The sequence below is a fragment of the Streptomyces sp. NBC_01261 genome (assembly GCF_036226385.1).
Taxonomy (GTDB): domain Bacteria; phylum Actinomycetota; class Actinomycetes; order Streptomycetales; family Streptomycetaceae; genus Streptomyces.
In genome coordinates, this window is the sequence record NZ_CP108463.1 from 3,286,728 (window position 1) to 3,298,890 (window position 12,163).

The 12,163-nt window shown below is 71.5% G+C and carries 2 protein-coding genes (1 of these 2 running past the window's edge); both read right to left on the bottom strand.

The features are described 5' to 3' along the window. Positions 1-11,773: the 5' portion of a hypothetical protein gene (locus tag OG226_RS14135; RefSeq protein ID WP_329349146.1), read on the bottom strand. It extends 18,023 nt beyond the left edge of the window; the window shows 11,773 of its 29,796 coding nt (coding positions 1-11,773); the start codon lies at positions 11,771-11,773; its stop codon lies beyond the left edge, outside the window. An 18-nt stretch (positions 11,774-11,791) separates the two neighbouring features. Beyond that, the gene (locus OG226_RS14140) at positions 11,792-12,157 is read right to left on the bottom strand and encodes a hypothetical protein (RefSeq protein ID WP_328677587.1); all 366 of its coding nucleotides are present in this window, start codon (positions 12,155-12,157) and stop codon (positions 11,792-11,794) included. Positions 12,158-12,163: the final 6 nt, after the last annotated feature.

Consider the following 12,163-nt stretch of genomic DNA (forward strand, 5'->3'; position numbering starts at 1 on the left):
TGCTGTTCGGGTGGTTGCGCAACAGGAAGTCGTTGTCGCGCTGTTCGTCCGGCAGACCGAGGTAGTGCAGGACCTCGTGGAGGAGATCCTCGTCGGAATGGCCCACGTCCAGGTGGAGTTGGTCGGCGCGGCCCGGCTTCTCGGTGTCGGTGAGGATGATCGCCTCGGGGTGGGCCGGGTCGGCGATCAGGTTGAGGTTGATGTGGAGCTGGTCGCCTGAACTGGGCAGCGCGAGACCGGAGTTGAGGTGCCTGTCCAGGAGGCCGGAGATCCGCTCGTTGAGCTGCGGGGCGAGGTCCGGGTTCGTCGTGGTGACCGGGAGGTTGAGCGTGTAGTCCCGTATCCACTGGCCGTTGGGGGCCTGGATACGACGGATGGTGGTACGGACGAGCGTCGTAGCACCGCTGAGAGCGCCAGGCCGGGGCGGGTTGCTCTGGTCCGCGTGCGGATCGAACCGCTCGGTCGAGTGCACGGCGGGACGGGCATACGGACGCAGACCGTGCCAGGAGTCCTTCGGCGCCGGGTCGGCGACACGGGACGCGGGCCGGTCCTCGTCGGCCTCACGGATCGGCGCGGGACGGTAACGCCCGTCCGGCTGAACGCTGTTGGCGTCCCCAGGACCCCGGGGCGCAGGCGCCGGGGTGATGGTCGCCGGGTCGATGGTGAGGGGCCCTGCGTCGGTGGCGTTGTAGTGGTTCAGGCCCGTGTAGTGGACCTCCAGGACGCGGGTGGCCGTGGGTGAGCCGACGCGGGTGACGGTGCCGAGGCCCGTCGACGCGTCCGGCCGCAGTACCTCGACGGCCACGTCCAGGGTGTCCGCCAGCAGCGGGAGGAACAACTCGCCCTGGTTGCTCTCGTACGACTTGGACCAGCTCTGGACGGCGGCCAGCGCGTGGGCCAGTTCGGCGTCGGTGAACTGTGCGTCGCTGACGGTGTATCCGTGCCCGAGCAGCCCGCGGAACTGGTCGTCGGAGAGGCGCTCCAGCGTGGGCACTCGGCCGGTGTCGCGCAGGTACGCGAACATGTCCCGGACGCTGGGATCCGGCGCGCCGATCGCGTCGTCGCCGGTCAGCGCCTCGATGTAGAGCGTGTGGAGATCGTCGATCTCCAGCTGGTCCGGCTCCGTCACCCCGGTGATGCCGTACTCGTCGAGGGTCGTCAGGAGTTCGGGCCGGTTCATGGTCGCTGTGCGTCCCTCGAACCACCCCGCGAGCGTCTGCCGTACCTGGCCCACCACCTCGTGCGGCAGCGGGCGTTCGCTGCGCGCGGTGAGCAGTCGGTCCTCGGCGAGGATGCGCAGCTGGTCGGCCGCGAGCATCAGGTGGTGGCCGGCCCGGGGCATCGGGGTGCCCGGCCGCCACTGGGTGAACTGGGCCAGCCCGGCGCGGACTCGACCCGGGTCGCCGAGCCAGGCGTAGGTCTCCGGAGCCTGGGTCCGCAATCCGGGCAGCCGGTCGCGGACCCGCGCCGGGTCGGTGCCGATGAACGTGTAGAGCATGCACCGGCCGTCACCGCGGGTCGGCACCAAATTCCCTCGCGGCGCCCGCACTTGGAAGGCGGCGGGCCGGGGTGCGGTGAGGCCGGGGGACGTGGGGTCGGATGAAGTCGGTCCGGGCGACGCGCCGTTGGTGTCGTCCAGGGCGGGGGCCTTGCCCTTGCCCTTCTCCTCGGTCGTGGGTGCGTCGGTCTCGGGTGCGTCGGTGTCCGTGTCCGCCGGTGCGCTGTGCGGGTCGGTGGACGTGGTGGTGGTGTTGCCGACCAGGGCGTCGAACGCGCTGTCCTGGGCGGAGGTCGTGCCGGGGGCGCCGGACGGGTCACCGCCTTGGTCCCCGCCGATGGTGTCCTTCGGCGGGACGAGGGACGTCGGGTCGGGGGTGGTGAGTTCGGTGTCCGCGTCCGAACTGTCGTCTCCCGCTGCGTCCTCGTCCTCTGAATCCTCGTTCCGGGTGGTCGAGTTGTCGCTCTCGGAGGTGTCGCCGTCGCCGGGGAGCGGTGCGTTGCCGGTGGAGGGACCCGCCGTGCGGGGGATGCCCGAGCCCGGCCAGCGCGGGGTGGTGGATGCCAGCGTCGTGCGGGAGGTGGGCAGCGCCGAGGGACCGGAGGCCAGCACCGGGCCGGTCGCGCCGGGCAGCGCGGTCTCCGCCGCCGCCCGGCGCGCGGCGGCGTCGTCGCGCCGGCCGAGGGCGTTGCCGATCCGCGCGTCGATCTCGCCGAGCGTCCGCGCCGCCCGCCCGTGGTTCTCCCGTGCGTCCTCGTGGACCAGGGCCGCGTCCTCGGCCCGCCCACGAGCCGTGTCGGCCTCCGAACGCCGGGTGCCGGCCGTGTCCCGCACGCCGGGGAGCTGCGCGCGCGCCTCCCGCTGGGCCGCCACGTCACGGTCCAGACCGGCCCGGGTGTCCCGGAGCGCGGCACGGTCCCGCTCCAGACCGTCCCGCACCTCGGCGAGGTCCGCGTCCAACTTGCTTACCTGCGCGGTGACTTCGTCGATCCGCTGGGCGAGAGGGGGGTCTACGGCGGGGGCGGGTTCTACGACCGTTTCCGGCGCGGGTGCTACGTCCGTGTCCGGCGCGACGCTGTCCGACGTGGTCGTGCCCGGCGCGACCGTATCCGGCGTCGCGCTCTCGACCGTCGTAGCGCCGTCCGTGTCGCCTGAACCGGAGCCGGAGGCCCTCGTCTTCGCGGCCTCGGCGGCGCGGGCGGTGAGGTCGGACAGGTGGCGTCGGGCGGTCTTGGCCTGGGCGCTGAGGTGTAGTTCCTGGCGCTCGCCCTCCGAGACCGCGTCGGTGAGCGGGCCGATCGCGCGGCGGGCGTCGGAGATCCCGCCGGTCAGGGTCTTCTCGTGGTCGACGAGGTCGCGGAGGTCCTGTTCGGCCCTGTCCGCGGTCTGCTCGGCGGTGGTCGCGGCCGTGTCGGACCGGTGGGCCTTGTCCGCCGCGTCCGTCAGTGCGGTGACCGCGTCGTTCAGGGCGTCCTGCGCGTCGGGCCGCAACCCCCGCTGCTCGTGTTCGTCGTCGAGTGCCGCCGTGTGGTCGTCCTGGGCGCGGTCGAACGCGGCTGCCTCGCGCTCGAAGTCCGCCCAGGCCTGGTCCAGGGTCGCGACACCGGTGGTGGAATCCGACGCCTGCGGCCCGGTCAGCGTGCCGTCGGGGTCGAAGGGCCAGATGCGCAGACCCTCCGGGCCCCGGGTGACCAGTTCCACCGGGTGCCCGTTGTCCCGGGCCGCCCGCGACGCGGCGTAGAGGGCCAGGGTCAGGCGGGAGCCGTCCGGGTCGGGGCCGGTGGCCACCCAGAGCTGGAAGCCGTCGTCCGTGAGGTCGACGCCCGCGTTCAGGTTGGTCCGTACGTCCCCCGGCCGGGTCGTCGCCCAGTCCTCCGGCGCGGTGCCGGTGCCTTCGGTGAGCAGGGCCGGGAGGTCGTAGACGCCGGGCACCGGGCGGGGTTCGGTGATGCCGTGGCCGAGTGCGTCGCGTTCCTCGATGCGGATCGTGGCCGTGCCGGTGACATGGCGGACGCCCTCGGGGCCGGAGATCTCGATGTGGACGTCGGTCCGGACCTCGTAGCTGCGGGTACCGCGGCCGTCGGCGGGGAGGCTGGTGCTGCCGGTCTTGAGCCAGTCGCGGCGCCCGCCGGAGACTCCGCTGCCGAAGTTGCTGGCGTCCACGGGCCGTTGGAGCACCGGCGGGGTCGCGCCGAGGAGGTTGCGGTCGGGGTCGTCGGCGCTCAGGACGAACGGCAGCGACAGCCCGAGGGTGGTGTCGGCGCCGGAGACCGTGCTGCTGCTCTGTGTGCTGATCCGCAGCCGGTCGAGGGTCACGTCACCGCCGTCGGTGACCGCCCTCGGCCGGTACAACGAGACGGTGAGGGTGGGCCGTTGGTCCGGGGCGTTCCGGAGCGGGAACGCGCCCGGCATCGTCGGCAGCATGCCGCCGACCTGGCGGGGTGTGTCCAGCGAGATCGTGCCGGCCTGGATGAGTTCGCCGAGCCGTACCGACGCGTTCTCGTCGGAGGTCGAGGCGGGCACGGAACGCCAGCTGCTCCCGGTGTCCGGGGCCACCTGGTCGAGGGCGGTGGCCAGCTGGCTCCACGCGTCGAAGCCCTGGACCGGGACGGAGCCGGTCGGATGGAACAGGTCGGCGTCCCGCAACACGAGCTGCGCGGCGGGCAGTTGGCGGGGGTCGACCCGGGACAGCGCGGGCGGCGGGGGTGCGGGCAGCGGGGGGCGGGTGCCGTCCGTCTCGCTGCCGGTGAAGCGCAGGCTCACCCGGGCCGGTACCCGGACCTGACCGCCGAGTTCGCCGGAGAGGGTGCGGCTGAGCCAGGAGCGGGTCGGCGCGTCGGCGTCGTCCCAGGCGATGATCCCGCGCTGCACCAGCGCGCCCACCACGTTGGGCGGCCAGTCGACGACCAGCGTGGAGCGGACCGTGGCGACCAACTCGTAGTCCAGGCCGTCGAAGTCGGCGGCGCTGTCGGTACGCAGCCAGAACCGGTCCTCGGCGGTGCGGCCCTGCTTGTCGACCTTGCTGGAGGAGGAAACCACAGTGGCGGAGGGGCCGAGCCGGTCCGTACGGTCGTCGGCGTCGGGGCGGCTGAAACGGGCCGTCGGGTTGCCGGTGAGACGGTGTGTCCGGCCCACCGAGGAGGAGAGCGAGCGCCCCTCCGCCGTGTGTGAACCCCACTGCTCTATACCGGACTTGTCGCCCGGTACGGCGGTGCCCCGCAGGGCGCCCCGGTCCGCGGCGGTGCTCGTGGGGCGGGCCGAGAACGTCACCTCGACCAGGGCCGCGCCGCCGAACCGGTGGTGCCGGAAGCTGAACCTGGCCTGTCCGCCGCCGCGCCCGATCAGCGCCCGCTTCCCGGCGACACCGGTGTTGTCGGCGATCAGCGCGGCGACACCGGGCAGGTAGGAGGCGTGGCCGGGGGTGGTCACACCGGGGGCGTACCGCTCCACCAACTCCCTCGCGTCGTCCTGGAGTCGGGCCCGCTGCTCGATCGGCGGGGTCGGCGTCGTACCCGTTCCCCGGTCGGAGAACTCGGTGACCGAGTTGACCGCGGCCAGGCCGAGGGTGCCGTCGTGGACGTACCTGTTGGGCAGGGACGGCCTCGTCAGACCGATCGTCGACGGGTCGTCCGGACGCTCGGGCAGGGCGCCCATCCACCGTTCGTCGCGCCGGAGTTGACTCTCCGTCATGAGGAACTGGAGCCCGCGCGGCACGTCCACGGCGAGCGTGACGGTCTCCCCCGGCCCGAACCCGAGGGAGTTGGCGACCACGTTGCGATGCCCGGACCGTACGGTGATCAGGTAGGTGACGTCGGCCGTGACCCGGTGCTGGAGGCCCGACTGGGTGGGCGTCCGGTTGGTGCCGGTGCTGCTGGTGAGGGTGTCGGACTTGTCGCTCTTGCGGTCGTACTGGTAGCGCCCGGACGGGTTGAATCGGGACGGCGTGGACGGCGTGGGTGCCGGGGAGCCGGCCGGCCGCGAACTCGCGGGAGGAGTCGGCGGGTTGTTCTGGGTCGCCGAGCCGCCCAGCCCGAACTGGTGTGTTTTCCCCAGGCCCTTGAGCTGCTGCGCCGAGTCGGCGGCGGAGATGCCGGTCTCCAGGTACTGGTTCACGCTCTGCGTCAGGTGGGGCGTGTGGGCGACGGCCTGGATCTCGATCGCGAGCTGACCGTCGGCACCGAGCCCGGGCAGCGTCAGCCCTTCGACCACGTAGGTGCCGCTGAAGATCTGGTGCCCCCGGCCGACCAGCGAACCGGGCGAGAGCGCGGTGGTACGGGCCTCGGCACTCACCGTGGTGGTGTCGCCGAACGGACTCCCGACCAGCGAACTGCTCAGGAATCCGGTGAAGTTGTCCACCAGCCGGGAGACGCGGCCGGGTGGGACGGTGACAGTGGCGGGCGGGGCGGCCGGATCTTCACCCAGGTCGGTGTCGGCACCGGTGTCCGGGATGGCGTCGGTGTCGGCACCGGCATCGGAGTCGCTGTCAGTGTCACTGTCGGGGTCGATCCCGGCGCCCGTGACGATCCGCCGGAAGGCGTCCTGGAGCGCCCCCGAACCGCGCACCACGTCGATCAGCGCGTCGTCCGGGACGCGGACGACGTCCGGGTGCGGATCGCCGGCGGCCGGGTCCGTCATGGCCAGCCGGTCCAGGTCCTCCTGCGTGACCTGCCGTACGGTGAACGGCTCGCCGTCCGGCGCGGGCTCCGCGTCGGCCAGTGTGCGCTCGTGCGGTACGGCCAGCCGGATCGTGCCCGCGACACCTCTCTCCTGGGGCGCCCCGAGGCCCAACTCCGGTTCGGGCTCGCCGTGTTGGGCGGGCGGCGGCACCTCGCCGAACCGGGCCACGGGTTCCTGGCCCGGGCCCTCGTACAGGTCGAGCGTGAGACGGGCCGGTACCCCGAACTCGTGGGTGTCCTGCCCGGTGCCGATGAAGAACTGGTCGTGGCCGAGCGTGGTGCCGGTGGTGTTGCCGAGCGTGGCCTGGCCGACGTACTGGTAGTCGCCGGTGCCGCTCAGGGTCCACGCGCCGCCGTGCGGGGTGGGCACGGTGAGGCCGCCGCCGAACCCGGCGCCCAGGCCGTAGGTGTTGCCGAGCCGGGAGGTTCCGCCACCGGCCGCCTGCGCGAGCCCCATGACCTGGATGTTGGGCAGCACCGTGCGGTGTCGCACCGGCCGGTTCGGGTCGCGCTGCGCGCCCAGCTCCAGCCGTACCCGGCGCCGCCCCGTCACCGAGGGGATCTCCAGGAACAGCGAGTGGCCGCCGTCCACCATGGAGTCCGTCGCCGCGCGCAGCCCGAGCGGCGAACGCAGCTCCTGCAACCGCCGCAGGTTGTTCAACTGCGCCTGCACCAACGTCTCGTCGGGCAGTCGGCCCCGGCGCGGGGCGTCCGCCGGCGGGGGCAGGAAGCCGTGCTTCCGCAGCCAGGTCTCCGCGTCGTCGAACAGCGGATCCGCGTCGCCCTCGTCCACCCCGAGCGGCGCGATGGACTGGCCGATCGACTCCAGGTTCTCCAACTCGTGCGGCAGCACCCGCACTTCGTCCGGCTCCGGTGCGTGCCCCGCCGCGTCCTCGGCGCTGAGCACGCGCAGATCGAGCGCGTGGGTCCAAGTGCCGGGCGCATAGGTCGAGATGGAGCCGTCGGGCCGGATCAGGGTGAGGGTGTACTCGACGTCCGCCTCGGTCAGCAGGTGGCTGCGGTTGGTGCGCACCGCGTGCATGGTGCCCGCGAGGTTGCTGGTGCCGAACACGTTCTGCGCGGCGAGGCTCGCGGTGCCCTTGCCGTTGACGGTGCCGCCGATGCCGTGGGACGCGTCCGGATGTCCCGCGCGGTGGTCGGTCGTGAAGGTCGGACCGACACTGCCGGTGAAGGTCACCCCGCTGTTGAACGACGTGTTCTGGTCGTTCTTCACCGAGTTGACGACATGGCTCTCCAGGTTGATCTTCTTGTCGAGGCTCTTGGCCACCGGGGTGGTCCCCCGGACCGTCGCGTCCAGCCGCATCATGCCGACCGCGCGTCCGTGCGCGTCGGTGAGCACCGGCGAGTACAGCCCGCCCTCGACCTGCATCGGCAACGTGCCCCGCAGGATCGGTTCAGCAAGGAAGTCCGCGAGTTGCGCCGACGACGTGTCGTCCAGGTCGTCGCGGAAGTTCTCGGCGGCCCCCTCGTACAGCCGCCGCGGATGCAGCACCGAGTCCACGCCGTAGATCGGCAGTGTCCTGATGTCGGCGGGTGCGGGCAGCTCCTGGCCGGGATCGCTGTCCGCGTCCACCAGGTGCTGCGGGAACCAGATGGTGACCGACCCGTGCTGCTCGGCCGGACTCCAGTCGGGGGCGGGATCGGGATTCGCGACGACAACAGCCGTATCCGCCACGCCTGTTGGGTCGGCCGTATCTGTCGTGTCTGTCGGCTCCCCCGCGTTCGCCACGTCCGTCCCCAGGGCCGGCGCGTCCACGCGGACCTGCCAGTTGTCGGTGAAGTCGTAGGCGCGGGAGGGCTCGTTGCTGCGCTGGGCGCTGGTGGTCTGCACGACCTGGGTGACGGTGGTCGAACCGTCCGCCTGGTTGTGGGTGATGGTCGCGCCCAGCGCGATGTCCACCCCGCGGACCGGTCCCGCCGCGCCGACCGGTACCGAACCGGTCCACGGCACCGGGATCGTCGAGAACGTGCCGGACGGCTGCGCCGAGACGATCTCCCGGGTGCCCTGCCCGCGCCGCTCCACGTGCTTGTCGGGATCGCTCGTGTCGAGCGCGCCCTGCCGTCCGGACGGCCGCCTGTCGTCGAGCGTCAGTCGTACGTCCACGTCGCGGTCGACACCGTCGACCTCCAGGACGATCCGGTGCCCGCCGAGACTGCGCAGATACGGCATGTTCAGCGCCATCTGCTCCGCCGACAGCACGTCCCTGAGCTGCGTGAGCACGGGGTCGTTCGGTCCCGGAGCGGGCCGGCCGAGCGCCGTGAGCACCTGGCGGTGCAGCCCGTCGACCACGTCCGGCGCGAACGGCTCCACGTGCACGAGCCCCAACTGGCCGTCGTGCCGCCGCCCGTAGCCGCCGAGGTAGGAGCCGCTACGACGGCCACCGCCGACCACCACCTCGGTCGGCGGGGTGGTGTCGCCCTCCGGGGAGGTCAGGGTGATGTCCGGGACCGGCACGACCGCGGGAACGGTCTCCGTCTCCGTGTCGGTGTGCGTGTCCGCCGGATCGATGTCCAGCGAGTCCGTGTCGTGCAGCCCCGGCACGGGCGTGGACGTGGTGACCACGGGGGTCGGTACGGTGTCGCTCTGATCGACCTGGTCGACGGTGGGGATGACCGGGGCGGGCGGGTCCGCGCCGGGCGCGCCCTGGACCGGTCCCCGCCGTCCGGGACCCCGGTGGTCGTCCGCGGGATCGCCGACCAGGGTGCCGATCAGTGCGAGGTGACGGGGTCGCAGCCCACCCGACGCGTACGCCGGGTCCGACACGGGCGTGAACCGCGTGGGGTCGCCCATCAGGCTGGCCGTACCGCCGCGTTGCGGGGCGGCGGAGTCGAAGCCGCTCTCGTCGCGCAGGCCGACCTGGTGGCCGATCTCGTGGGCCAGGTCGGAGTCGGAGATGTCGGCCGGCCACGAGTGATGGGTGGCCGGTGTCCCGTCCACCGGGTCGGTGAGCGTGACGTCGAGGTGCGGTGTCTCTCCGGGTGCGGCCGGCACGACGGTGACGTGCAGTCGGCTCCCGTCCCCCAGCCGGTGCCCCGGGGTGTTGAACACCCGCTGCACACCGTCCGTCAACCGTTGCTGGACCCCGTCGACCCGCGCCCCCAGCTCCGGGCTGCCGGTGAGCCGATAGGTCACGGTGAGATCGGTGACCGGCACCCCGTCATGGGTGAAACGCCGCACGGCGAACCCGGCCCGCACCACGTACTGCGTCCGCGCACCGTCCGCCCCGAGGGGCCGCGACACCGGATCGACCCAGGTGTGACTGCGCTCCGAGGGCGTCACTCCGGCCCGAGCGTCCTCGAAACTGCCGGGCTCCGGCGTGGAGTTGGGCGGCACGGAGGGGGTGAGATCCACGGGCGCGACGGGGTCGGGCGTACTGCTCGGCTCCGGTACGGCGGTGTCATCGGAGGAGGAGGTGGTGGTCGTCTCGGTACCCGGGGCCGGGGTGGCAGTACCGGTGTGGGACGGCTGGGTCGCCTCGGGCGCGGGGGTCGTGTCCGGTGCCGAACTGGTCGTGGGGGGCGCGGTGTTGCTGGTGGTGGCGACGGGGGTGGGCAGGTCGGTGCCCGAGTTCGTTTCGGTGCTGGTGTTGGTATCGGTCCCGGTGTTCGTGTCGGTGTTGCCGAAGGTGCCGGGATCGGAGTGGGAGGTGTCGATGCCCTCCGTGCCCGTGCTGTTCGTGGTGTCTGTGCTGGTGCTGTCGGAAGTCGTGCTCTCCGGGCGCCCAGTTGTCGTAGTACGCGGGTTGCCGGCGCCGTGCGAGGGCGTGCCGGAACCGGAACCGGAACCGGACGTCGGACTGCCCGTGTTCGTGCCCGTGCCCGTACTTGTGGTCGGCGGCGCGACGTTGGTGTTGGACCCGCTCGCCACCGGAACGTCCGGCGAGGGCAGCGGAGTTGAGGTGTTCGAGGTATCGCCCTGCTGACCGGTACTGCTCCCCGGCGCGGGCTCCTCCGTGTCCTGGCCCGACGGCGTGTTGACGGTGTGCGGGCTGCCGCCGGTGTTCGAGGTACCGCCCTGCTGACCGGTCCCCTGCGCCTCGTCGGTACCGCCTGCTTCGACCTGTTCCGGCGACCTCGTGGGCGTACTGCTCGTCGGCGTATGGGTCGTAGGCGTACTGGAAGACGGCGAGTTGCCCCCGCCGGACGTGCTCGTCGTCCCGTGCGGGACGTTGCTCTGGACGTCTCCCCCGTCGATCTTCACGTCGTCGATGTGCGTGTCGGTGGACTCGGTCGGCGGGGTGTTCGTGGACGTGCGTTGGGGGGTGCCACTGGACGACGAACTGCCGTTGTTCGAGGTCGTGTTGACGGGCCTCGGGCCCGACGTGGTCGTCGAGTCGGACGACGGGCCGGTCGTCGAAGAGTCGTTGCCGGGGCCGGAGTTGGTGTTGGAGGTGGAGTTGGAGTCGGAGCTGGTGTCGTCCGGGATGTCCGCCGTGCCCAGGGTGTTCACCTGGGGCGGGGTGGTGAAGTTGAACTTGTTGCCGATCGCGCCCGCGCCCTGGCCCAGGTGGCGTTCGCTCATCGAGCTGAGGCCGGCGCCCAGGAACGTGTTCAGGGGGTCGATGGGGAAGCCGTAGATGGACGCCGTGGCGATCTCGCCGAGCGTCTCCGCGCCGCCCTCGGTGAGGAAGTGCTCGAAGTCCTCGCCGAGTTCGTGCTTCACCTTGTCGCCGAAGCTCTTCGGCTTCGGTGTGGGCGTCGGGGTCGGTGTGACGTGCGGGGTCGGCGTCGGGGTGGGCGTGGTCTTCGGGTTCGGGGTGGGCGTCGGCTTCGGGTTCGGCTTGGTGTTGACGTCGGGGTTGTCGAACTTGTGGTTGTTGAACTTCTTCCCGTTGCCGCTGATGTCCTTGAACGGGTTGTGGGTGTCGAAGATGTTCTTGAAGTTGTTCTTCAGGCCCTTGCCGAAGTCGTGCAGCAGGCCGTGGAACAGGCCGGTGAACGCGCCGAAGACACCGTCCTGGACGATCTGCGACCAGTCGAACCCGTGCGGGCGGCGGCCCTTGGGCGCACCGAGCATCATGGCCAGCCGTACCGCGAAGGTGGTGAACGCCTCTTCGAGCGCCTCGGTGAGGCTCGGCATCAGATGCGTCTTCTTCATCAGCCATTCCATCAGCGTGAGAATGGCGACCCGGCTGCGGGCCTTCGCCACCGCGGCCTGGCTGGAGGCGGAACCCCCGGTGAAGGCGGACAGCACCGCGATGACCAGCAACTCGATGAGCAGCCGCACCAGTTCGGCGATGATCTGCCACTTCGACTCCATGATGTCCATGGAGGACTTGGTGCGGGACTGCCCGATGCCGTCGAGTTGGTCGGCGAAGTCCTTCAGGTAGTTGACGCCGCCGCTGTCGAGGAACATGTGCATCGCCCGCACATAGTTGTTCCCGACCTGCGGCGGCAGCGCGCGCCCCACCCCACCGGCGGTCTGCTCGATCAGGTCCGAGAGGTCACGCATCCGCCGGCCCAGCCGCTCGTACGGCTTGCCGTTGGCGAAGGCCATGTCCTCGTCGGCCTGGAGGAACTTCTCGCCGATGAGCACGAACATGAGGTTGTTCAGCTGAGGCGACGCGTGGATGGTCATCAGGGGCGATCCGCTGCGTCAGTGCTTTCCGCCGTGCGAACCACCGTTGGTGTCGCCCGTGTTGATGTCGGAGTCGTGGATGGCGCCCAGTACGCCGTTCTGGGTGCCCAGCACGCTCTTGAGGTTGGTGAGGGTGCCGTCGCCGATGCTGACGATCGCCTCGGAGAGGGACGAGCCGGTCTTGATGGAGCCCTCCCGTTGTTCCTTCTCCTGCGGCAGCATCTGCTCGGCGTAGCTGTCGTCGTGTCCGGGCCAGCCGGAGGTGGACGACACGTCCGTGATGAACTCGTTGATCATCTCATTGGCCAGCCGGCTGATCTGCTCGATCTGCCGGGTACCGGCGACGAGCGCGGGCGGGCTGGCGGAGTAGGCGTTCGACGACATCGTCTT

Coding starts and splice junctions, on each gene's coding strand:
- OG226_RS14140 (WP_328677587.1), bottom strand. CDS start 12,157: ATGTCGTCGAACGCCTACTCCGCCAGCCCGCCCGCGCTCGTCGCCGGT.